The organism is Solibacillus ferritrahens, from assembly GCF_037027585.1.
Taxonomy (GTDB): domain Bacteria; phylum Bacillota; class Bacilli; order Bacillales_A; family Planococcaceae; genus Solibacillus; species Solibacillus ferritrahens.
This window is the reverse complement of record NZ_JAXCLE010000003.1, coordinates 171,652-193,856: the sequence shown is the minus strand read 5'-3', so window position 1 is coordinate 193,856 and position 22,205 is coordinate 171,652. Positions and strand designations below refer to the sequence as shown.

Here is a 22,205-nt window from a genome sequence, read left to right as displayed (position 1 = left end):
ACTATTTTCCCTTCGGCTCGGCATGCATATCTTTGAAATAACGAAGACCCGGTGCCCACATATGCTTTACGGGGTCAACTTCAGTGTGAATAACTGTACATTTCCCTACTGATATCGATGTGCGTAATGCGTTCTCAAGTTGTTCAATACTGTCTACAAATTCACCATGTGCCCCCATCGCTTCTGCGACTTTATCAAAACGAATTTCACCTAAATCCGCATTAATGCTTTCATGTGGATCGAGTGTTTTCTTCCACATTGTTTTTAACGGTCTTAATGCGAAGTGCTGATTCATCTTTACCATGCCCCATTGTTTATCACACAGTACGATGAAAACGACATGAAGATTATTGCGGATAGCCGTTTCGATTTCCTGCGGATGGAAGCCCATTGCACCGTCACCGATAATACATAGAACCGGCTGCTCCGGCTTTGCTACTGCTGCCCCTAACGCCTGACCTAGCCCTGCACCAAGCATTCCAAATTTAAAAGTGGATAGTAACGGCATTTCATCATTTACTTCATAATAGAAATTCGTCCAAATCGCTGTATTGCCACCATCTATAACGAGCGGTGTATTTTTAGGGAATATTTTATTGGCTAAATGCGGAATTTGTGCTGGATTTAATGGGCTATTTTTATCCGCAATATGTTCATTTAATTTTTTACGATGCTGTTTTTTACTCTCCAGATGCTTTTCAATTAATTGTTGGCGGTTTGTATCGACCGGCTGATCAAAGTCATTATTATTAAGCACTACTAAAAGGTCCTGTAAAAACGCTTTAATATCTGCCTGAATTAAAAGTTCGGCAGGCCTATTTGCTCCTAAAATGGAAGGCTCTAAATCTACTTGAATAACCGTTTGATTGCCGTTCCAATATGGTGCTTTCCCCCACCAGTCCGTTTCGCCTAAGCGGGAACCTAATACGAGAACAACATCCGCATCGTTTCTCACATTATTATTCGCTTCAATATGCACCATTGGCATCATTAACGGATTTTCCTCACTCATCGCCCCGCGCCCCGCCCAGCTTGTCGTGACCATCGCCTGCAATTTTTCCGCTACTTCTGTTAGCTCATTTTTTGCTCCTGCATGAATCACCCCGCTACCAGCATGAATGATCGGAAATGTAGCAGACTTTAAAAGCTGTGCTGTACGTTCGATCTGGTAATTCGAAGCTTTCGGCAGCTCTAGCATACGATACTCGGATGGCTCCCAAAAATGAAGGTCACAATTCACTTTTGTGTTCATTATATTTTCAGGAATGTCCAGATGGACGACACCCGGGCGCCCTTCATAGCATTTACGTAAAGCCATCCGCAGCATTTCAGGAATACGGTCAAAAGAAGGGACCGCTTCACTCCATTTTGCAAATTGTTTAATCGTTGCCGTTTGGTCAAAGCATTGATACGTTCCACCACGATCTGGGTACATGATGCCTGTACGTCTTGCGCTCGTAATACAAAGAACACGATTTCCTTCTGCTTCTTCTACAACGAGGCCTGGTAAAATATTCGCTACCCCTGGACCATTGCTTGCCATACAAACACCCAGACGATTTGTCACTCGTGCATAGGCGCCCGCCATATGAGCGGCACTCGTTTCATGACGCGGGGAAATTAGTTCGATACCGTGCTTCTGTAAATTTGAATAAAACCCAAAATAAGTACCATCTATAATTCCGAATACGTTGTCTACCCCTTCTTTTGCCAACATTTTCGCTACAACTTCTCCACCCGTCATCAATACCATCATTCATTTCCCCCTTTATTTTGTAAACGCTTTCTTAATGCTTTAAAAATAGACTCCACATCCACTTTTGTTGGAACACGTCGGTTTGTCACTATTCCGTTTCCAGTAAACGCTTGGTTCGCTAAATATTCAATTACTTCGTCGGTAAGTAATGGTGCTAAAAAGCGTGCACTATCCCAAACTTGTTGCTCTGTATTCAACTGAACCAAATAAGCACTTAACTCCATTTGATCAGAAAGTCCGATTATTTTTGCAATATCCTTATAGCGTTCAGATGCACTTTCCATTGAAAAATCAATGATGAACGGATGCATAAGCGCTACACATTGACCATGCGGCATATGGAATTTTGCACCTAATGCCCGGCCTGTTGCATGTGCCAGATTAGTAGATGCATTGGAAAAAGCAATCCCTGCATAAAAGCTTCCGATGAGCAGCTCCTGACGTACATCAATATTAGTTGGCTCTTTGAATACTTTTTCTACATTTTTCAGTCGGCGAATAGCTTCTAACGCATACAAATCGCTCATGTCATTTGCCTTTGTCGAAACATAAGCTTCAATTGCATGTGTCAGTGCATCCAGAGCCGTAAAGCTCGTAATGTGCTTCGGCAAATTCACCGTAAACGATGCATCTAAGATGACCACATCCGGTATTAAGCTTGGATGTGCAGGATTGAGCTTTGTTTGAAGTGTTTCATCCGTAATCACCGTTATTTTCGTTGCCTCCGAACCAGTACCCGCTGTTGTTGGCACTGCAATTAACGGGAGTCGGTCTAAAAAAGGCTTATTTGGAATATCGGTTAAGGCTAATGTCGGATTTATCGCACATACAGCTACCGCTTTTGCTAAATCAATGACACTCCCACCACCAATTGCAATCACACAATCTCTTTGCCCTCTGTTCAATTCATCGATGGCTCGCTTTAGTTCAGATATGGTAGGTTCGCCTTTTGAGATTTCAAAAAAGCTTGCTTGTTTCCACTTTTGCTTCATCGTATCAAGCTGTTCAGAAAGCGCACTCGAACTATAGATTATAAAAGGGGCTACCCACTTTTTTTGTTCGGCAATGTGCTGCAGTTGCTTAAATGAGCCAATGCCGCTTACGACATGCTTAGGTAAAAATAATTCATTATTCATTAGCCAACCCCCTGTACCGCTCGTTTCGTTTTCAGTTTTAACATATATAATTCCGGATGAAATAAGCTGCTATAGTATTCAATTACTTCACCCTGTGCTCCTAAAAGTATTCTTTCTACACAGAGGACATTAATATTAGGCTGAAGGTTTAATAGTTTTGCATCTTCCAGACTTATAGGGTGACATCTTACAGTTTGTTCCGCTTCAATAATGGCGATATTAAGATTTTTCTCAAGAACATCATAAATTGTGGCAGTGTTTAAATCGTAAGCAGATATTTGCTGACCTAAATGCGGATTATAGTAATGTCGTTCGATCGCAATGGGCTGGTCATCAGCAGTTCGTAATCGCGCAATTGAAAATAACGTAGAATGCTTCAGCAAATCTTTCAGCTCCGGGAAATTGTCGATCATCTTTGCATGTAGTAGCTTAGCGCCTGGCTTCATGCCCATATTCCGCACTGTATCTGTAAAGCTGTTCAATGTATTTAACCAGTCATGCACCGTTTTGTTTTTTGTAATATACGTGCCCTTCCCATGTATTTTTTTCAGAACCCCTTCATTTACAAGATGACTTACTGCCTCTCTTACGGTCGAACGACTTATCGTGAAACGCTCCATTAATTCTCGTTCGCTCGGTATTTTTTCAACATGCTTTCCATCAAAAATTTCAGTTTTCAACAAATCTTTCAGCTGAATATGTAATGGAATATGGCTCTCAAAGTTCATCCATCGTCCACCTCCATTGGTCCGAACATCATAACGTCCGTACCAGTTAACTTTGTTAAAACTGATTATATGGTTGAAACTGGATAATTACAATATATTTTTCTGAAAATTCTGATATATAATATTAAAATAATATCGCAAACTATTATTTTGAAATTTTATCCAAATAAAAAACCTCATTCTTATTATCCTGACAGATAATAGATGAGGTTAATTTAATAATTTTTATTTTATTAGTATATATTTGTGAGCAAAATTATTTTTTATGCCGTGATATCACGTTTCATAAAATAGATGAACGTAATGGCTAAAAAAACAATCGCATATACGATATTGACGATTAACGAGAATGTAAAAGTTAACCCTTCAATGAGCGGCATGCTGCCTGGTGCGTAAAACGATAAATCATTCGCGAACCAAATATATTTAGCAAAATCATATTGTGCAATAAACATTGTCGCTGTTGAACCCATTAATAGGATGAACAATGATAAACTTACTGCCAGCGTGCTTGAACCAAAAATTGTTCCAATCATAAATGCAAATAGAATGGTCATTAGCGTAGAACCAGCAGAATATAAAATCATTTCCAAATATGGAATTTTAACTGTCTCTTCCATTACTTGACCATTTACAATTGATAAAGAAACAGCTGGATCTGTATTAAATAAAATAATGCCGAGTATATACGCAAAAATTAAGCCACTTACCATTAAAGTTAGTCCATATAGAATAGTTGTAACAAGTTTAGATAACAATATTTTCCATCGCGCTACTGGACGAGTTAATAGCATTTTAATAGTTCCAGTCCCAAATTCCGAAGACACAATCCCAGCTGCAATAACTACAGTAAAAATACTTATCATGACAATCGTTAAAGTGATCGACATTTCCATATGCTCTGATATCATTGTCGCATCATACGAAGGTAAATCCTGCGCGATTCGATATTCAGTCATCGCTATTTCATCCTGGTAATATTGTTTATCTTCCTCTGCCATACCTTCAGCATTTAACATTTCATTATAATGTGTCAGCCAATTTTCATTCGCTTCGATACGTGCTTCTTTCGTATCGGAATCAACACCGTAATATTTGTTCATACCTGAAACAAATGCAAGCAATGCGAGTACAAGCCCCAGCATGATCCAAGCGTTTTTTTGTGACCACATTTTTATCCATTCATTTTTAACGTATTGCATCGATTGCACCTCCACCAGTCATCTCGATAAACTGATCTTCAAGACCTTTTTGAATTGGTTGAATTGTGTATAAATCAATTCCAGATTCAACTAGCCTGCGGACGAATGCAGGGACTTCTTCTTTTGTTAAATTTACAACGTAGCCACCCTTTTCTTTCTCCAGTGGCTCTTCAAATAATCCGATCAGTTGCTCAGGTTGACCTACTTCAATGTAATATTGTGCAGCAACCTGTTGCTCGAGTTCCCGAATATCGATTAGCTCGCCGTTTTGAATGATAGCAATACGGTCTACCATAAGCTCGATCTCAGATAATAGGTGACTTGATACGACGATTGCCACATTATCTTCTGCCGCAATTTTACGTAAATACATACGGAACTCCCGAATACCTGCCGGGTCCAGACCATTTGTAGGCTCGTCTAATATTAAAAACTTAGGACGATGCAACATAGCCTGTGCCAAACCTAGTCGTTGACGCATCCCAAGAGAATACGTTTTTACCTTCTCATGAATTCGGTTTTGCAATCCTACTTGAGCTACAACTTCATCAATGCGCTCTTTTGTTACACCTTTATGCATGCGCGCAAAGTGCTGTAGGTTTTTATAGCCTGACATAAATTTGTACATTTCCGGGTTTTCAACGATTACCCCTATATTACTAATCGCCTTTTCATAATTCTTTGATAACATATGACCATCAATTACAACTTCACCTTCCGATGGGTACATTAATCCTGTCATCATTCGAATAGTCGTCGTTTTACCTGCCCCATTTGGACCTAAGAATCCTGTAATCTGGCCCGGATAAAAATCGAGGTTCAAGTTTTTAATAATATGCTTTCCCTTGATTTTTTTGTTCAAATTCTTAATTTCAACAATTGGTTTTGTCAATTGCCCACACCTGCTTTCCTTACCTATGTAAGTAATTTTAAATATCATTGAAAAATGATAACAGTTATTATACTGTTTAAATAACAAAAAGGTTTCATTTATTTACAAAAAATACCTCATCAAATTAATGATGAGGTCCATTCTTTACTTATATTCCCCTACCCATTCGTCTACCATCAAGCCATATACTGCATGATCAACATAATGATCGTACAGCCATTCCGCCTGACGAATCGTTCCTTCATGCATAAAGCTTAAACGCTCTGCAATGTGGCGGCTCTTCTTATTATCGACTGCAGCATGAATTTCCACTTTCTGAAGCTTATATTCGTGAAAGGCAATATCAATGATTCCTTTTACCGCGCGTGTCATTATGCCTTCACCTTGAAACTTTTCATCGAGAAAATAGCCAACCTCGCATTTTTTCAACGTCCAGTTAATCGTATTTATTGAAATTTTCCCGACAAATTGTCCTTTATAAAAAATCGCTGTGTCCAAACCTTCACGCTTTGCAAACTTTTCTAAATTCATTGCTGCAAATGCACGCGTATCTTCTACAGTTTTTGTATTGTCTACCCAACCAAGCCACTCACGCAAATAACTGCGGGAACGGTCAATAAATGCAAAAATTTCCTCTGCATCATTTTGCGTAATTAACTTTAATTGTATTTCATTATCCACTTCATAATAAAACATACGATCTCTCCTATCTAATCTCCCATTCAAAACAAAACTATCTTTTTTATTTCCTTATCATATAAGAGCAAGGTTATATTATGCAATAAAATAACGCTTTATTTTATACAATTGTGTAAGTCGGACCATTTATAGTTGTTCACAATTAATATTAATCAAAAAATTCACAATATTCCCCAACGTTATTTTGATAAAATAGAGTAAGAGGTGTTCAAATGAAAAGACAAGAGCAAACATGGGGAAAGCTTTTAAAATACTACAGACAGAAAAAGAAATTAAAACAAGATGAAGTAGCTTTAGGAGTGTGTACCCCTTCCTATTTAAGCCGCATTGAAAACGGCATCGTCATTGCAGAATATGATTTGTATGAACAGTTATTTGCAAATTTAAATATAGATTTTACAAACCTTCAGCATGATATTTCCGAACACACAACCTTTTTGGAATCTGTGTACGAAAAGCTTTTATCAAATGTTACTGTTTCGGAAAGTGATACGGTACTATTAACGACACTCATGCAAAATGAATACTCAATAGAACTTCAAATCACCGCCAAGCTTATTTACAGTCGATATTTGTATTCCATAAAAGAAGATACTGATGCAAGAAAGCTTTTGAATGAAATTGAACCAGTTGTCAGCTGGAAAAAAGATCGTATTACTGAACTATTTGTATCGATTACCGCATTTGGTCATTTATCATTTTCGGAATTTGACCTTTTAGCTGAAAAAGAACAGGATGCGCAATATTTAACTAACGTACATCCTTTTGAGCTTGCCAATTATCATTATCATCTCGCCTTTGCGAACCATCGCAGCTACAAATTTCACAAGGCTCTGCAGCATATTGAGCTTGCGGCACATTATTTTACTCATCAGTTTAAACCGTTATTTCAGTTGAAGCTGTACTCGATGAAAGGCGTTATTTATAATGATCTCCACCGATACCGCGAAGCATTACAGGAATATGAGGCGGGTATTGAGCTACTGGAAAATGTTGAATCGATTCAAACACCGATGCAGTGGAGCTCGCTTCATAATAACATCGCCTACTGCTACGAATGCCAGGATGATTTTCAAAAAGCGAGTGAACATTATGAAACGGCAAATCAATATGACGAAGATCTACATTCTGCTATTAACTGGATGCGCACATGTTATCAGAATAAAGATTTTACTCAATTAGAAAAGCTATTCCATCGGTATGAGGAACAGCTATTTTCAATCCAGCACCATATTTATCAGCGAAAACTTTTACAATATGCGATTCAGAACGAGCATATCATTCAAGGTCTAAAAGAGTTGGAAGAACAGGCTTTTCATCATTTTAATGAAGAGCAGTACTATGCGTTAACCCTTTTTTATGCCCCTCTATGGGGACAGTTTTATGAACAACTCCATGCCTATAAGCATGCTAGTCAATGTTATAAACAAGCTTTATTTGCAAGTGAAAAAGTACGACAACGAATGAGTAGCTAGGAGGGTGAATGTATGGAGTTAAGAAAAGAGTATTTTTATTTATGGTTTGGATTTGGCGTATCCAAGTTAGGGAGTTGGATTTATTTAATCGCGCTTAATCTAACGGTTTGGCATTTAACAGAGTCGCCTGCAGCCGTTGCAGGAATTTATATCATTGGTCCAATTGCCCGAATCCTTTGCAGCTTTTTTGCCGGCTCCATTGTAGACCGGTCCAATAAAAGGACGATTCTCATATTCAGTGATTTATCCCGTGCAGGTATTGTTTGTTTGATGCCTTTACTTACGGACATTTGGCTCATTTACTGCTTCATATTCCTTGCAAATATCGCAGTATGTTTTTCAAATCCTAGCAGTACATATATGATTACAAAGCTTGTACAGCCAAATGATCGTCTACGCTTCAACTCTATTAACGCTATGCTAGGCTCCGGAAGCTTTATGATTGGACCTGCTTTAAGTGGTGTAATCATTGCCTTTAGCAGTACTTCTACTGCGATGTGGATAAACGCATGCATGCTTCTTTTTAGTGCATGGATGATGTACTTACTGCCAAATGTTCAAGGCGAAATAACGAAATTATTGAAGACGATTACCCCTGCCGTTATTCGGGATGACTTTTATGTGGTCTGGAAATTTATACGAGAGAAAAAGGAAATTTTATACTTTTTTGTTTTATATTCAACCGCTCTTATGATCTGTTATTCACTTGATTCACAGGAAATGTCGTTTTTAAAGGATTTTCATAAAGTGTCTGATACTGCATACGGCATAATTGTTGGACTAACAGGAATTGGTGCCATCGTTGGTGGATTTATGGCTGCAAAATATGTCAAAAAACTATCGCTCATTTCATATATAGGAGCAGGCTTTTCATTAACTTTAGTATGCTATTTTGTGTTTTATTTTTCATCGAATCTGATTTTGGCCATCGCTTCTTTTATTTTACTAGGATTATTCATGGCATTTAGTAATGCGGGCTATGCAACTTTTTATCAGCAGACGATTCCAACTGAAATTATGGGCCGGTTTGGCAGTACATTAGGTTTAATCGAAAGTGTGATGCAAATATTGCTGACCTTGCTCATTGGTTTTTTAGCTGAACTCTATTCAATCCAGCTCATAACAAGTTTATTTGCTTTTATTGGCGTACTAATCGCCTGCTTTGTGTATGTTTATTTAATTAGAAATTCATTATTATTCGTACAGGAGGAGTTACAATGATCACTTATGAGGCCCTCTGTTTTTGCTGTAAAAAGCCCTTTCTATTGGTGGAAGGGACAACAAAATACCAAAAGTATAAACGGAATATGCGTGGCAAGTTTTCCTGTGACAGCTGCGACGTTAAAATCCATATGGAGGCAAGAAAGCACATGATGAGTAAACTAAAGTAGTTGAGATATTCGCCAGTTTTAAGCGGATATTCGCCAGTTCGATGGGAATATTCGCCAGTTCTATGCAGGTATTCGCCACTTCCCTTTATATATTCGACACTTTTTCTCTCTTAATCGTCACTCTTCATTTGATATTCGCCACTTTGGCCACGATATTCGTCAATTAATAAAAAAGGAGGCGCCTCGCAAATGCGGAGCGCCTTCCTTATATTTATTTTTTCCGAAATGCGTATAAAACAAATAGCATAATAAACCATAATGGCGTCAGCATAAGAGAAGTTCTTGTAGCCTCTGAAATCGCCATAATAATTAATAGAAATACGAAAAATGCTAAAACCACATAGTTCACAAACGGCGTTAATGGTGCTTTAAATATCGATTTCGCATGCAAATCCGGGTGGCGCTTTTTATAAATGATATGCGAGATTAAAATAATGCTCCACACCCAAATAAAGCAAATCGCACTGATTGTCGTTACAATACTAAAGGCATCATCCGGCATCAGATAGCTGAGCAGTGCACCAATTGATACGACTACTGAAGAAAATAATAACCCGTTTTGTGGAACGGCATTTTTATTTAATTTACCGAACGATTTCGGAGCCTGTTTCCCTTTACTTAAACTAAACAGCATACGGCTCGTTGAAAACATCCCGCTATTTCCTGCAGAGGCAGCTGATGTTAACACGACAAAATTAATAAGTCCTGCCGCAATCGGAATACCGACCAAAGCAAATACTTGAACGAACGGTGAGCTTGTCGCACTTAACGTATCCCATGGGTTAATCGTTAAAATAACGAATAGCGCACCTACGTAAAACAGTAATATACGGATCGGTATTTTATTAATGGCCGATGGTATATTTTTTTGCGGATTTTCCGTTTCAGCAGCTGCTACCCCGACTAATTCCACTCCAACAAATGCAAAGACAACCATTTGGAAAGCCATAAGGAAGCCAAATGCTCCGTTCGGGAATAAACCGCCATGCTCCCACAGATTAGACACTGCCACTTTCCCAGCATCTGTTTCAAATCCAATGATGAGCAATACAATCCCTATTGCAATAAGTGCGATGATGGTAACGATTTTGATAAGAGCAAACCAAAATTCCAGTTCACCGAATAATTTTACAGTCAGTAAATTTAAGATAAGTAAGACTACTAAACAGGCAATGGCCGGCACCCATTGCGGGATATCAAACCAGTATTGTGTATACATTCCGACCGCTATAATATCTGCCATGGCCGTCATAATCCAGCAGAACCAATATGTCCAGCCAGTAACGTACCCTGCCCAATCTCCTAAATATTCAGTAGCGAACTCCGTGAATGAAGCATAGCCCCCTTTTGATAATAGGAGCTCTCCAAGTGCCCGCATGACGAAAAATAAAGCTATTCCTACGATTAAATACCCGATGATTATTGATGGTCCTGCAAGTGAGATCGCTTTTCCTGATCCTAAAAATAGCCCTGTACCGATTGTTCCGCCAATCGCAATTAGTTGTACATGCCGATTTTTAAGATCGCGCTTGAGTTCATGTTGTTCCAAAACGAATTCCTCCAAAGGATAAGTATTTTGTCTGCCACAAGGACAGCGCAAAATAATAGGTAAATGTTCGCGGTTCATCCAATCATGTTTTCTGAAAATTAAAAAAGGAACTGATAATTCACCAGTTCCTGTAGATAAGAATAATAACGTCCCTTATTATTCCTGTCTTCTGTCCTTTTGCCTGAGATAATGAACCCTTCGGCGACGCGGTACACGCGCTCTCTCCAGAAACTGCTCCCGTCAGTAGTGCTATCCACGACGATCTTCGCTTGATATGTATGTAATTAATCCCTATTTGTTGTCGGCAACCTCCAACTCCAAACAGGTCGCTCACGATACTATTATTGTACAATAATTAATACTAACAACTATTTTGAGTGGATACAATGGTTAGAAGATAAAATTAAATTGAAACAAGCAATTTATCAATGTTTCCACTAAAATGTAAACCTATTACAGAATTTTCATCCTTAAAAAAGTATCCCACTGAAAATAATGAATATTTCATTTTCAGTGGGATATCTAAAAAACCACTCCATTAATCGATTTTAATAGTCGATTAGTTGAGTGGTTTTACTCGTTCAAATAGGAATATATGTTCTATTTATAGTGCTCGTCAAATAAAAGTAGTATTTACTCGTTTTTCATATTATTAGTATATCAAATTTTTTTATTAAAGTCTATATTTCCCATATTTTTAAATCTAAAATAAACCCATCGGCCGAAATAAATCAATGAGGTATTATATGGTTAAAAAAAATATATGGACACGCAATTTAAAGGTAAGACTTTGTGGAGAAACAATCTTTAATTTATTTTATTGGATGTATTTTCCCTTCATTGCGATTTACTTTAGTCAATCATTGGGGTTGGCTTGGGCAGGTGCACTGATGATGGTTCCACCCGTTCTCAGCCTAATTACCGGACTCATAGGAGGTTCATTTGCAGATAGATTTGGACGAAAAAGAGTGATGCTATGGGGCGTAGGTATTCAGTTTACTATGTTTATTCTATTCGCTATGTCTAGTATAATTTGGCTCGATTATTTTGCTTTTTTAGGAATTACAATAGGTAAGGGTCTTTATAAACCGGCAAGTGATGCGATGGTTGCAGATACAGTTTCAGCAGAATATAGAAAAGAAGTATTTGCCACATTTTTAACAGGAAGTAATTTAGGGGCAGTTATAGGTCCTATCTTAGGTGCATGGTTATTTTTTGATTACCGTGATTTGCTGCTATGGAGCTGCGCTATTGTACTGATGGTTTTCTTTTTATTTATCTATTTTTGGTTAGAAGAAACGCTAACTTGGACTTCAAATGAAGGTTTATTTTCACCAATAAAACAATTAAAAGACTACGTTATAATACTAAAGGACAATAAATTTTCTTATTATTTATTGGCAGGAATTTTCTCTGTTATTGCGATTATGCAATTAGATTTATACTTATCAGTTTATATTTACGATTACGTACCAAATCAGACAATCGTCTCATTTATAAACTTCGAGCTTTCCAGTAAAGACGTATTAGGTTATATGTTAGGACTAAATGGTATTTTATTTGTACTATTTGTTCTACCTATTACCAAATGGTTAAAAGGTTGGAGCGATAAGCAAGTGTTTATTTTAAGCTGTCTATTAGCAGGCTTTGGTATGTTTGCAGTGGGTTTTACAACAAATATATGGATCTTGTTATTTCTAACAATTATATTTACTTTTGGTGAAATTGTAAGAGCGCCTGTTCTATACAATTTTGTGAGTGAATATGCCCCCGAAAATGCAAGAGGACAGTATATGGCTGCATCCAACATGCAATTTACAATTGGACGTTTGTTGGCACCATTCACAGTTATTTTAGCGGCCTTTTTTGGACCACTAATTATTTTCAGTATTATTTTACTATGTGCGTTTATCAGTCTAGTTTTTTATATCAAGCTTTATTGAAGAGAGAGATTAACAATCCCTTTGAAATATTGTTGTGTTATTCTTTTGGAGCTTTTCTTTTAAATTAATTATAAAGAAATGAGATTTGGATAAGATTTTCACCAATACAAAAAACTCTCACCTAAATCGTATATTAAGTGAGAGTCTATTTTTTAATGTAAGTCTAATACAATTGGGTCAATTTGTTTGAATTTCTTTACAGGAGACGGCACTAATTTTAAATTAGATGGTATTTGTTCAAAATTTTCAAACTCGTATATATAAGTGCTACGACCTTTAATATATTTATGATCTCCTCTATTTAAACCGATTAAACGATTGTTATGCTCGATATACCAATATCTTGGCACCCTTTCAGGTTTACCCTCTGTAGATATTTTCACATTCATAGACCCTTTATCTATTTCTACCGAATCTATTGCATACGTCACGTCATTATATTGAAATGTTTGTAGTTGCGACGTATTCACATCCGTTTCAAATAAATCGAAAACATAGGCTTCCATTCGCAGCACTTCAAATGTTGATGGGGTCGTATACTTAGGAACAGATGTTGTATAAATCCTTTCACCTAATATTTCTGTACCGCCACCACTTGAAGAGTATTCCGGTATTAGCGGTTGTTCACCGCCTTTTGTTTTCCAAGTAGCTAAAATAAGTTGGCCCGTTTCATCACGAATGGCAAATTGCACCTTTGTTGTTACTGTGCCAAAAAAGTCATCTTGTGTAGATTCAATTTTAGGCTCATTTGCTACTTCTACATTTTTATACTTATTTAAAAACTGCTTATATAAGTTATTTTGCTCTTGCTGGTAATGTTCCTTAAATTTAACTCGGTAAATAATATCATAGTTTTCACCATTTTCTACAACTTTATCGATTGAAACGTCCAAAAATGCCTCATTATAATCTATGTCTTGTACTCTTTCTATAAGTCCTTCCTGCACGCTACTATTCGTTTCCGTTAATTGTGTTGGCTCATCAAACGGCTGCTGCGCCAATTCATTCGGTGTACGGTTCCAAGAATATAGCACAAAGCTCAGCATAATAACGGCTGCACTGATTACAATCATTTTTAAATTATGCCAAGATTTTTTATGTTTTTCATTCGTTTGAATACGTTGCATAATCGCATCAGCTTGGCTATTCGCCATTCTAGGTATATTGAGCTGTGCAATTAAACTCTTTTGCTCATTTAATAATTGTTCATATTCAAGTTGGCAATTTGTACAGGATTGCAAATGCGCTTCCATTTTATTTCGTTCTACCTCTTCTAAAAAACCTTCTACATAATCTTCTAGCAAATAAGAATTACATTTCATAAAAATAACCTCCTTTTTTCATTGAAATTGACCTAAGTTTTTTTTTACTTCGGTGTAACTTGTTACGGACATCATTTAAAGAAATTTGAAGTACTTCGCTTATTTCATCATAGCTTAGCTCATTTACATATTTCAGCAATATCACCATGTACTCAGTTTCATCCAACTGTTGAAGTAGTTGATCTAACTGCTCATTTCTTTCATGTAACAATAATATTTTTTCAGGATAATGACTATTCATTACCTCACTATCAATATGTATCATTTGCAGCTTATTTTTCCGTAAATAATCAAAACAATTATTAACTACAATTCTATATAGCCATGCATTAAAAGATCCTGTGTTCTTATACTTATGTAGGCTATAAAATACTTTTATAAAACTATCCTGTACGATGTCTTCCGCTGTAGCATGGTTTTTTACTATTCGTATAACAGTGATAAAAACTTTCTGCTCATAATGTTTGACAATATTGGTGAAATAATGACTTTCACCGTTCTTTATCCGTGTGACTAGTTCGTCCATATTCATTCGTTTCACCCCCTACTACTATAACGAAATAAAATTCATTTCCTCTCAAATTTTTCTTTTTTTTTTAATATTTAACTCATTTAATCGGGACAAGAAGAATACTTTAGCGTTTTCTTCAAGATTACAAGGAAGGAACTTATCCCCATTTTAAGCGTATTAAAATAAAGGACATAACACTTTGTAATGGAGGGACAACTTTGAAACATTTTATTCTATTAATCTTATCTTGTTTGATTTTATCCGGATGTGCGGGATTAGCAGATTATACAATTTCATTGGAGAATGGTTATCGAATTGATAGACTTTCAGCTCATCAAATTCAAATATACGGAGAAGAACCAGTAAATGATAGAAAGGAAAATACAATAAACTATTTGTATGTACCAGCTAAAGTGGCAGCTGTATGGTGGAATGAACAGTATATTATCGCAAAACAATTGCATTTAAAGTCAAACGGACGAGGTGTAGAAGAACCACCAAAAAAACCTAGCGATGCTGATTATTCTTATTGGATAATTGAAATGAATAAAAACGAAGTAAAAGGTCCCCTAACGTTAAAAGAGTTAGAAAGTGATTCAGAACAATTAGGTATTAACGTCGTCTTTACACCAATCGAAAAGCTAAAAAAGGAACCATAATTAAATAAGATTATTGAACAACCATTTGGAATATTTTTTGTTATTCTAAAGCCTCTTTAACTGTTATATCGCCTTTGTTATTTGACCAAATCTGAAATTTTTGTCCATCAATTTCAACTACCAATACGTATTCTGAAAACCATTCACCCCAAGAGCTTATATGATTTATCGTAATAATATTTTCAATGTCAGGATTATGTTCAATAACTTTATCTTTTACACTATTCATCATAATGTTTGGCACTAAAAAATAGGCAGCTATAATTATAATTACTATGCTGCTCAAACCGATTATTACCTTTTTCAAAATATCACCTCTAATGAGTGTTGCCAAACTTCGATTTAGAAACGTTTATAGGGTCTATTTTTTATACTTTTTGATTTTGTTTTATTTAAGCACGCTTTTATATAAGTACAAATTTTTACAACCTATTTCCATACTTCATCTAATTTATCAACATAGAAATTGATAGCTTTTTTATAACTAAGTATTTCAGAGTCTGTTGTAGTATCTAGCAGGCATTTCAATAAAATTTCCATCGCTTTTCTATGATCGTTTAAATTATACAGGGTCATTGAATAAAATACTTGAATTGCTCTGTTGTTTGGAAATAATTCGATTCCGTTTAGGAATGTACTTTTTGATTTTTCGTATTCCCCTAATGTTCTATATGTACTTCCAAGTCCCAATATTGCTCCTTCTAGATCTTGACCAGATAACCCTATTTTAATAGCCCTTTCATAAAAGGGTACTGCTTTTGATTCTTCTCCTAAAACATCAAAACTCCAAGCGCATTGATAATTAACATACGCATTATCAGGGTATTCCTCAACAATTTTTAAAAGTAATTGATTGGATTCTTTCTTTTTATTATCTTTTCGTAATTCAAGTGCTCTTATAAGCTTTTCTTCTTTCAATGTAAATAACCCCTTTTCATACATTTAATAAAGATCCTTCTTTCACTAAAGTACACAGTTAGTAGAATTATAACTTTCTCATAGCGTCATTGGGTACTTACTGTTCATAAGCAGCCAACACACCCCCTACTCAATTGAACGGGGGGTGTGTTGGTTTCCTAACTTTTCATTTGGGAACGTTATTTAATATTAAGATGTATCTATTATTCATTTTAGGATTTACTTTTTATAGCCTAACACTTTACCTTGAATATTTCCTTCGGGTAATAAACCGAAATCTTTACTGTCCGTTCCTCTCCACCACATATCAACTAACACAAAAACAGTATTATCCTCAACCTTAATTGGTTCCATTGAAGTATTGAAGTAGTTTTCCATTTCTTCTTTGTTAATATTCTTTAAGTTAATTGTTTCAAAATATTCTTCTTTTGTTAATCCTAAGCTCGTTGCCACACTATAGAACGTATCTAATTTTTCGTCATTAATATAAACTTGCCCACCTTTAATTTTTACGGTTTCATTGGGCAATCCGACAACTCTTCCTAAATACATTTTGGGAAGATTCTTATTCTTTTCAAGTTCGGAATCAAGCATCTGATAATAAATGACATCACCTCTTTGCAGTTTTCCACTGTATGGCTCCACAACAAGTTCAGAATGTGACATTGTATTAAAGTCGTGATTTCCTCTATCCATAGCATCCGAATTCCATTCAACTAATAAATGTGATTCTTGAGGTGTAACAGTTCCCAATACTTCAGAAGTATTCTTATCAGTAATTGTATTTGTAGTTGCCACATTTCCTTGACTACAACCAACTAAAATAAAGATTGGTAATAGCACAGTTAAAAGTCTTATCTTAAGCACTCCTTCTTTGAAAGTGTTATTTAAATTATTCACTAAAACTGCATATATCTTTTTTAACTGTAAACATTCCCAAAGCGGTTTTGAAGTCACCCCTATTAGTTAGACGCATTTTTATCTCTACGACTTAATCCAAAAACTGCACATGCATAAATGAAGATGCCACTACATAACCACATCATCAATCCATCATATTCACCGTTTAAAAAAGTTACGTTTACTAATATAAATAACTGCATTAAACAAATTGAAATAAATAAATATAAAGAATGTTTCATACTAAATACCTCCAAATTAATTTTATTTTAATAACGCTTACAAATGTCTAAATATTTCCAGTCCCCAATATAACGTTAATAAATGACCAAGTTTTACTGAATGGAGACTTTTAGTTGATTTATAATTTAATTTAACCATATAATTACATAAATTGCAGGGGGTGTAATTTTGAAAGGGAAACACATTTTAATAGTTATTATCGTTATTTTAGTCGGTGTTTTGGGGTTGAAATTTATGATTGATAACAAAACATATTCAGCTAATGAAATTTTAGAAAATCCTGACTTTAGTGCAGCTAATCGAGAGATGGAAGTTATAAAAATTAAACATAATCCCCTTGAATTAATAACTATAGAAATTCCAGCAGACCAGCAAAAATTGCTTATTGAAAGCTTTAAAAATCTATCATTTAAAAAAAATAAAGATTCTCAAATAGAATACCATTATCGTTTTAATTTCTCTTTAAACTCAAATTTTGCTTTTTATATAGATGTAGATAAGGGGATAATAGTTAATCTTTCTGATAAAAACCAAAATATGTGATTATAAATGATGAAAATTTCTTAGAAAATTTTAAAGAAATAATAGAAAATGAAAAAGAAGTAATAATAGTAATTGAATCTTTGTATTTATGAAGCTAGTCATTTTCCTTCAGGGAGATGACTGGCTTTCTCTTATATTGTCACATAAGATTAAAGATAACTTTAAATTAACATATTTTACCTATAACTATAAGGTTAAAATGCATTAAACAAAAGCCCGCATTAAAAACTCATTAAATTTAAAACTTATTCTTCACTTATTTGACTATATATACAAAGGAGGCAAACAAATGACTTGGGAGGAATTGTATTTAGAATATAGTGATGCCATACACAACTACATTTTATTACTTGTTGGTAATCATGAAGTTGCAGAAGATCTTACACACGATACCTTTGTTAAAGTGAAGTATTCATTAAACCATTTTAGAGGTGAATCATCAAAGAAAACATGGCTTTTTCCATTGCAAGAAATACTACGTATGATTTTTTAAGAAGAAAAAAGATTATACAATTTATCCCCTTCATGTCTTCTGGCTTTGGACATATTTGAACGAGGAAGATCACAAAGTCTATGAATACGGTCTATATAAAGATGGTTATTCTAAAAATACTCCCATTTATTAGGTTCTATTAATGTTTTTTTAGGCAACTAATTATATCGCTGCAGTTTCGCTAAGGTTAATATATTGTGATGTAATACCAAAAATCTGCAGCTAGCGTTCTTTCTAGCAATATATATTATTGAACGACTACTAATTTATCTTCTAGGCTCATTTTAGTCATTTAAAAACCGACCCCTTGTTAGATGTGTCTAAAAGAGTGCAGTTCAAATTTGGAAACTATATTTTTTGCCAATGTTCAATCATTTCATCATAATATGTGTCTGTCCAATGGTAAGGTTGTAGTTCCTTTAATGTTTTATAAATAATTGCTTGTGTATCATTTGAAATGGCACATTGGACTTGGGGACCCCAGTAGAATAAGCGTTCTTGACAGACCCCACAAGGCGAAAGCACCTTTAATGGTGAATGTTCATCTTCTCGTGCTAAACAAATACTATGTGTTACTTGTTTGTTGTATTTGTGAGCTTCTAATATTGCACCCGTTTCCATACAGAGAGCTGTTGAATCATTAATTACTTCTGGCGCTACGCTTGTATAAATTGTACCATCTTCTACACGAACGGCTGCTGCACCACCCCAACCGATAGGATATCTTTCTTCAACTAAATTTCTTACAATATCATATAGTTCTTTATCATTCATTAGTTTGTTACTCCTTAATAGTTACCGTAGACATCATGTATATATTCTGATAAAGCATAATCTCTACCATCATTTTCTTCTTATCATATTTAATTCTATTTACGTGTTTGATATCTGCTTTTATTTTGTTTTCATTTCATCTTAAAATTAAGTTTAACCCTATTTTCTCTTAAACGAGAATCAATTATATATTACTATGCAATGAATTTTGCAAACCAAGCAACATAATGTGCTCCTGGAATAAATAGGAGTTGGGCAAATATAGTTCCTAAAAGTCTTGAACTCATCATCATAACCGAAGCTCTTTTCAACTCAGAATAATTTCCTTTTTTATTAATTACATCATCAGCCAAAATAGATATTTTTGGGTCAATAAATATAATTAATAACATTGTGGCTATACCGTTTATTAATCCCGAAGCCATAATTGCCGTTGTTTTGTATTCAGGAACCAATAAGCTAGCATATAAAGCCGATAAAACCCCTATTGTATAAACAGCAGTAATGACAATATTAATAATAAATAACTTTATTGGAATATCACGTATCCCTATTCCTCGTAAATATGAAAGGCTTGGTTTGCGTAAATGTTTGAATGCACGACGTAAATAGTCAAATGTAAAACCTTTTTTCAATAAAGCCGGGATTGAACCCCTTTCATCAGCTAAATGAATAATGGCCCTAGAAAAAATGGCTACAAAGGTTGGTAAACAAATAATACCAAGCAACGTACCGAGTGAAGCTGAACCTATAAGAAAACGGAATTGATGCTCGACAAATTGTAAAGCATGATTAGAAGGAGCATTATCTATCAAGCTCCCTGTAAATGGCTGCTGCATCATATTAGATAGTCTTGAAACCATTACCATTACATTAAAAAGTGACAATGCCGATGCTAATAAGCGAACACGAGCTCCAGAAAGTCGCACTGCATACGCTAATGTTTCAATCGAGTGAATGATTAATATAAATAAAGCAATCATAATGAGTTTTTCTGTTATAAGTTCTATTGCCCCCACCTGCCATATCCTTATTTTCACATTTCAACGTTTTTATTGTAAATTAGTTCCCTCTAATTTAAACAATGCAGTAAAATAAACATCCCAAACATTGCTTTGAGACAAACGCGAGCGAAGTTTACCTCATTTCCATCGTGGATTATTCAGCCCATAAACTTCCTTTTCCAATTAAATATTTTGGACCAGCTTCTAATTTTTTCTAATTATAGAAAAACTGCCCCAAAGTTAGTTGGGGCTAACAATGGGACAGTTCATATTAGAGAGTTACAACCAATTATTCACATAAGCAACTAACCCAACAATCGCACCAATTGTGGCACCAAAAAATACAAAATAGCCCGTTTTTATTTCAGCGATGTTCCACTTGTTATTTGTATTACTCATCAAATACCCCTCCCACTTTATATAATAACTATATATTACCATTAAATGGATTTCCAGTTGTGATTATAGTTCGCTAGCTAAAAAGTTCGTATAATGCAGGAACTCCTAAACCAAGAAATAGTGTAATCGTAGCAAAAAGTTTAGCTTGTTTTGTTAAACGTTTATCTCCCTCTTTTAAATATTCAAAGTAAGAAAGACTAAAGTAAAGACAAGCAGTTAGCATTATAACCGAAAATAATCCCGCACTATTTCCGATTAACATATCCGTTAATATCATCTCTAATCACATATTCTCCCTTATTTTTCTAAAATCGCACACTAAAGCCTTTAAATTGGTGTATGCCTGTTCCAAATTTCACTAAATCATTTTCTCTCAAGTAGATAACTGCCTTTTGAACTTCATTTAAAATATCAGGTTTAATTCCTAATGAATTATGCGAACCATAAATCAAATTAACGTTAGGGATTGTTGTGATTTTCTCTAAAGAGTTCACTAAATCTACAGGGTCTGTTGTTGGATAAAATGCATAAATTGGCGTTTCATCGTACAGTAAATCTCCCGTAAATAAATAGCCTTTTGTCTCGTCAAATATACAAATATGTCCTGGCGAATGTCCAGGTGTATGATAAATAATTAATTTCCGATTCCCTAAATCAAGAATATCGCCATCTTTGAATAATCCAGTAGGCTTTCCAGTAAAGGGCGTATATGTATCTGGGTTAAAGCTTTTCGGTATGGGGATTGTAATATCTCTTGCTGTGTTTGCTCTAATCTGATCTATGGACAACCCCACAATTCCATTTATTAGCCAGGATTCTTCGTACTCATGGACAAAAATACGTGGATATTCCCCATGACTTCCGATATGGTCTGAGTGAACATGTGTTGTGAGCACATCAATTGGCAAGGTCGTTAGCTGATCTGTAATTCGCTTCATGTTATCAATACCTAAGCCTGTATCTATAAGAGCAGCTTTTGTTTCCCCTAATAATAAAAAGGAATGGACTTTTTCCCAATGGCCTAATTCACTTATTGCATATGTATTGTCATCAATTTGCCGAACAGTAAACCAATCATCTTTTAACATGATAACTCCCCTATCCATTCCAATTAATCTTCCACTACTTCTACTAAGTCCGTATAAATCGTAACAAAATATGTTTCCAATAACTCTCGCAACACATCATTAAGCTTGTAATACTCATCTGTCGCTTTTTCCACGATACTATAAAACTCGTCTTCTTCAATTTCATCATTTTCTAATGCAACGTACAAGCTCCACAACTTTTTACCATACTTTTTCTCAATCATCGCATAATTGTGAGCACCGATTTCCTCAAGGACGCCAATTAGTTTATTCAAGTAGTTATCTATTCCAATCTCTTTAATTTCCTGTCCAAACCATCTGAATAAACTTTCGTGTCCCCCACTTTCAAGTTCAGAGTAGTAATGATAGACAATTAATGCTTTATTTAAAGTAGGATCTTCTGATGACAAATTAGATTCACTTAAAACAGTCATTACAGCGTTTGAGATATCTGTCTTGGTCATTAAATCTTTTCTTTTCATTATAGGTTTCACAGCATTCCCTCAAATTCATGTTTTATCTTATACATAGTTCCAAATATACCCTATTCCATAAAAGTTATATTCTTCCTTTTTATTAT

The 22,205-nt window shown here is 35.2% G+C and carries 23 protein-coding genes and 1 riboswitch; of the genes, 6 read left to right on the top strand and 17 right to left on the bottom strand.

Going from position 1 to position 22,205, the window contains the following annotated elements; genetic code table 11:
* Window position 1 precedes the first annotated feature (1 nt).
* From SNE38_RS04960 to SNE38_RS04935, 6 genes are all read right to left on the bottom strand, one after another.
* The gene (locus SNE38_RS04960) at window positions 2–1,756 is read right to left on the bottom strand and encodes a thiamine pyrophosphate-binding protein (RefSeq protein WP_336045995.1); all 1,755 of its coding nucleotides are present in this window, start codon (window positions 1,754–1,756) and stop codon (window positions 2–4) included.
* The gene (locus SNE38_RS04955; protein WP_336045994.1) at window positions 1,753–2,892 is read right to left on the bottom strand and encodes an iron-containing alcohol dehydrogenase family protein; all 1,140 of its coding nucleotides are present in this window, start codon (window positions 2,890–2,892) and stop codon (window positions 1,753–1,755) included. Before SNE38_RS04955 ends, SNE38_RS04960 begins: the two co-directional genes overlap by 4 nt.
* Window positions 2,892–3,620 carry a GntR family transcriptional regulator gene (locus tag SNE38_RS04950; RefSeq protein WP_191705124.1) on the bottom strand — a complete coding sequence of 243 codons (729 nt, stop codon included), beginning with the start codon at window positions 3,618–3,620 and terminating at the stop codon, window positions 2,892–2,894. The genes SNE38_RS04955 and SNE38_RS04950 overlap by 1 nt, the downstream gene beginning before the upstream one ends.
* Window positions 3,621–3,883: 263 nt before the next feature.
* The gene (locus tag SNE38_RS04945; RefSeq protein ID WP_336045993.1) at window positions 3,884–4,822 is read right to left on the bottom strand and encodes an ABC transporter permease subunit; all 939 of its coding nucleotides are present in this window, start codon (window positions 4,820–4,822) and stop codon (window positions 3,884–3,886) included.
* Window positions 4,809–5,714 (bottom strand): ABC transporter ATP-binding protein, encoded by a 906-nt coding sequence (locus SNE38_RS04940; RefSeq protein ID WP_191705126.1) that lies wholly within the window; start codon window positions 5,712–5,714, stop codon window positions 4,809–4,811. Before SNE38_RS04940 ends, SNE38_RS04945 begins: the two co-directional genes overlap by 14 nt.
* A gap of 144 nt (window positions 5,715–5,858) precedes the next feature.
* Window positions 5,859–6,410 carry a GNAT family N-acetyltransferase gene (locus SNE38_RS04935; RefSeq protein WP_191705127.1) on the bottom strand — a complete coding sequence of 184 codons (552 nt, stop codon included), beginning with the start codon at window positions 6,408–6,410 and terminating at the stop codon, window positions 5,859–5,861.
* A gap of 215 nt (window positions 6,411–6,625) precedes the next feature.
* Between SNE38_RS04935 and SNE38_RS04930 the strand changes: the two genes are divergently transcribed.
* Together SNE38_RS04930 and SNE38_RS04925 are read left to right on the top strand one after the other, a co-directional pair.
* A complete protein-coding gene (locus SNE38_RS04930) occupies window positions 6,626–7,888 on the top strand; it encodes a helix-turn-helix transcriptional regulator (RefSeq protein WP_336045992.1) in 1,263 nt (420 codons plus the stop codon).
* A gap of 12 nt (window positions 7,889–7,900) precedes the next feature.
* Window positions 7,901–9,109: an MFS transporter gene (locus SNE38_RS04925; RefSeq protein ID WP_336045991.1), complete on the top strand. Its 1,209-nt coding sequence runs from the start codon at window positions 7,901–7,903 to the stop codon at window positions 9,107–9,109.
* A 381-nt stretch (window positions 9,110–9,490) separates the two neighbouring features.
* Here the strand turns inward: SNE38_RS04925 and SNE38_RS04920 are convergent, their stop codons facing one another.
* Window positions 9,491–10,828, bottom strand: coding sequence for an amino acid permease (locus SNE38_RS04920; protein WP_336045990.1), 1,338 nt, complete (start codon window positions 10,826–10,828; stop codon window positions 9,491–9,493).
* A gap of 159 nt (window positions 10,829–10,987) precedes the next feature.
* A riboswitch (glycine riboswitch) is annotated at window positions 10,988–11,066 on the bottom strand.
* 508 nt (window positions 11,067–11,574) lie between these two features.
* Here SNE38_RS04920 and SNE38_RS04915 point away from each other — a divergent pair.
* A complete protein-coding gene (locus SNE38_RS04915) occupies window positions 11,575–12,771 on the top strand; it encodes an MDR family MFS transporter (RefSeq protein WP_336045989.1) in 1,197 nt (398 codons plus the stop codon).
* A 152-nt stretch (window positions 12,772–12,923) separates the two neighbouring features.
* Here the strand turns inward: SNE38_RS04915 and SNE38_RS04910 are convergent, their stop codons facing one another.
* On the bottom strand, window positions 12,924–14,093 hold the full coding sequence (locus tag SNE38_RS04910; protein WP_336045988.1) for an anti-sigma factor family protein: 1,170 nt from the start codon (window positions 14,091–14,093) through the stop codon (window positions 12,924–12,926).
* Window positions 14,083–14,625, bottom strand: a complete 543-nt coding sequence (locus SNE38_RS04905; RefSeq protein ID WP_336045987.1) for an RNA polymerase sigma factor — start codon at window positions 14,623–14,625, stop codon at window positions 14,083–14,085. The genes SNE38_RS04910 and SNE38_RS04905 overlap by 11 nt, the downstream gene beginning before the upstream one ends.
* A 197-nt stretch (window positions 14,626–14,822) precedes the next feature.
* On the opposite strand from SNE38_RS04905, the gene SNE38_RS04900 reads away from it, so the two are divergent.
* Window positions 14,823–15,263 (top strand): DUF3997 domain-containing protein, encoded by a 441-nt coding sequence (locus SNE38_RS04900; RefSeq protein ID WP_336045986.1) that lies wholly within the window; start codon window positions 14,823–14,825, stop codon window positions 15,261–15,263.
* A 40-nt stretch (window positions 15,264–15,303) separates the two neighbouring features.
* Here SNE38_RS04900 and SNE38_RS04895 read toward each other — a convergent pair whose 3' ends face one another.
* The 4 genes from SNE38_RS04895 to SNE38_RS04880 form a co-directional block, all read right to left on the bottom strand.
* The gene (locus tag SNE38_RS04895; protein ID WP_191705132.1) at window positions 15,304–15,570 is read right to left on the bottom strand and encodes a hypothetical protein; all 267 of its coding nucleotides are present in this window, start codon (window positions 15,568–15,570) and stop codon (window positions 15,304–15,306) included.
* Between the two features lie 122 nt (window positions 15,571–15,692).
* Window positions 15,693–16,205: a tetratricopeptide repeat protein gene (locus SNE38_RS04890; protein WP_191705133.1), complete on the bottom strand. Its 513-nt coding sequence runs from the start codon at window positions 16,203–16,205 to the stop codon at window positions 15,693–15,695.
* A 195-nt stretch (window positions 16,206–16,400) separates the two neighbouring features.
* A complete protein-coding gene (lepB, locus tag SNE38_RS04885; RefSeq protein WP_191705134.1) occupies window positions 16,401–17,138 on the bottom strand; it encodes a signal peptidase I in 738 nt (245 codons plus the stop codon).
* A 5-nt stretch (window positions 17,139–17,143) separates the two neighbouring features.
* Window positions 17,144–17,323, bottom strand: a complete 180-nt coding sequence (locus SNE38_RS04880; RefSeq protein ID WP_191705135.1) for a hypothetical protein — start codon at window positions 17,321–17,323, stop codon at window positions 17,144–17,146.
* 169 nt (window positions 17,324–17,492) lie between these two features.
* On the opposite strand from SNE38_RS04880, the gene SNE38_RS04875 reads away from it, so the two are divergent.
* Window positions 17,493–17,867, top strand: a complete 375-nt coding sequence (locus tag SNE38_RS04875; protein ID WP_336045985.1) for a hypothetical protein — start codon at window positions 17,493–17,495, stop codon at window positions 17,865–17,867.
* A gap of 289 nt (window positions 17,868–18,156) precedes the next feature.
* Window positions 18,157–18,360: an RNA polymerase sigma factor gene (locus SNE38_RS04870; RefSeq protein WP_336045984.1), complete on the top strand. Its 204-nt coding sequence runs from the start codon at window positions 18,157–18,159 to the stop codon at window positions 18,358–18,360.
* A gap of 348 nt (window positions 18,361–18,708) precedes the next feature.
* On the opposite strand, the gene SNE38_RS04865 is transcribed toward SNE38_RS04870, so the two are convergent.
* The 4 genes from SNE38_RS04865 to SNE38_RS04850 form a co-directional block, all read right to left on the bottom strand.
* Complete coding sequence (locus tag SNE38_RS04865) at window positions 18,709–19,134, bottom strand: cytidine deaminase (RefSeq protein ID WP_336045983.1); 426 nt, start codon at window positions 19,132–19,134, stop codon at window positions 18,709–18,711.
* A gap of 194 nt (window positions 19,135–19,328) precedes the next feature.
* Window positions 19,329–20,117 carry a lipid II flippase Amj family protein gene (locus tag SNE38_RS04860; protein WP_225223913.1) on the bottom strand — a complete coding sequence of 263 codons (789 nt, stop codon included), beginning with the start codon at window positions 20,115–20,117 and terminating at the stop codon, window positions 19,329–19,331.
* 725 nt (window positions 20,118–20,842) lie between these two features.
* Entirely contained in the window at window positions 20,843–21,625 is a 783-nt protein-coding gene (locus SNE38_RS04855) for an MBL fold metallo-hydrolase (RefSeq protein ID WP_191705431.1), read from the bottom strand.
* Between the two features lie 23 nt (window positions 21,626–21,648).
* Complete coding sequence (locus SNE38_RS04850) at window positions 21,649–22,089, bottom strand: DMP19 family protein (RefSeq protein WP_336045982.1); 441 nt, start codon at window positions 22,087–22,089, stop codon at window positions 21,649–21,651.
* Window positions 22,090–22,205 lie beyond the last annotated feature (116 nt).

What these genes read in the sequence shown, in the direction of transcription:
- SNE38_RS04960 (WP_336045995.1), bottom strand. Translation starts at nt 1,756, where the DNA reads ATGATGGTATTGATGACGGGTGGAGAAGTTGTAGCGAAAATGTTGGCA.
- SNE38_RS04955 (WP_336045994.1), bottom strand. Translation starts at nt 2,892, where the DNA reads ATGAATAATGAATTATTTTTACCTAAGCATGTCGTAAGCGGCATTGGC.
- SNE38_RS04950 (WP_191705124.1), bottom strand. Translation starts at nt 3,620, where the DNA reads ATGAACTTTGAGAGCCATATTCCATTACATATTCAGCTGAAAGATTTG.
- SNE38_RS04945 (WP_336045993.1), bottom strand. Translation starts at nt 4,822, where the DNA reads ATGCAATACGTTAAAAATGAATGGATAAAAATGTGGTCACAAAAAAAC.
- SNE38_RS04935 (WP_191705127.1), bottom strand. Translation starts at nt 6,410, where the DNA reads ATGTTTTATTATGAAGTGGATAATGAAATACAATTAAAGTTAATTACG.
- SNE38_RS04930 (WP_336045992.1), top strand. Translation starts at nt 6,626, where the DNA reads ATGAAAAGACAAGAGCAAACATGGGGAAAGCTTTTAAAATACTACAGA.
- SNE38_RS04925 (WP_336045991.1), top strand. Translation starts at nt 7,901, where the DNA reads ATGGAGTTAAGAAAAGAGTATTTTTATTTATGGTTTGGATTTGGCGTA.
- SNE38_RS04915 (WP_336045989.1), top strand. Translation starts at nt 11,575, where the DNA reads ATGGTTAAAAAAAATATATGGACACGCAATTTAAAGGTAAGACTTTGT.
- SNE38_RS04910 (WP_336045988.1), bottom strand. Translation starts at nt 14,093, where the DNA reads ATGAAATGTAATTCTTATTTGCTAGAAGATTATGTAGAAGGTTTTTTA.
- SNE38_RS04905 (WP_336045987.1), bottom strand. Translation starts at nt 14,625, where the DNA reads ATGAATATGGACGAACTAGTCACACGGATAAAGAACGGTGAAAGTCAT.
- SNE38_RS04890 (WP_191705133.1), bottom strand. Translation starts at nt 16,205, where the DNA reads ATGTATGAAAAGGGGTTATTTACATTGAAAGAAGAAAAGCTTATAAGA.
- SNE38_RS04880 (WP_191705135.1), bottom strand. Translation starts at nt 17,323, where the DNA reads ATGAAACATTCTTTATATTTATTTATTTCAATTTGTTTAATGCAGTTA.
- SNE38_RS04870 (WP_336045984.1), top strand. Translation starts at nt 18,157, where the DNA reads ATGACTTGGGAGGAATTGTATTTAGAATATAGTGATGCCATACACAAC.
- SNE38_RS04865 (WP_336045983.1), bottom strand. Translation starts at nt 19,134, where the DNA reads ATGAATGATAAAGAACTATATGATATTGTAAGAAATTTAGTTGAAGAA.
- SNE38_RS04860 (WP_225223913.1), bottom strand. Translation starts at nt 20,117, where the DNA reads ATGATTGCTTTATTTATATTAATCATTCACTCGATTGAAACATTAGCG.
- SNE38_RS04855 (WP_191705431.1), bottom strand. Translation starts at nt 21,625, where the DNA reads ATGTTAAAAGATGATTGGTTTACTGTTCGGCAAATTGATGACAATACA.
- SNE38_RS04850 (WP_336045982.1), bottom strand. Translation starts at nt 22,089, where the DNA reads ATGACCAAGACAGATATCTCAAACGCTGTAATGACTGTTTTAAGTGAA.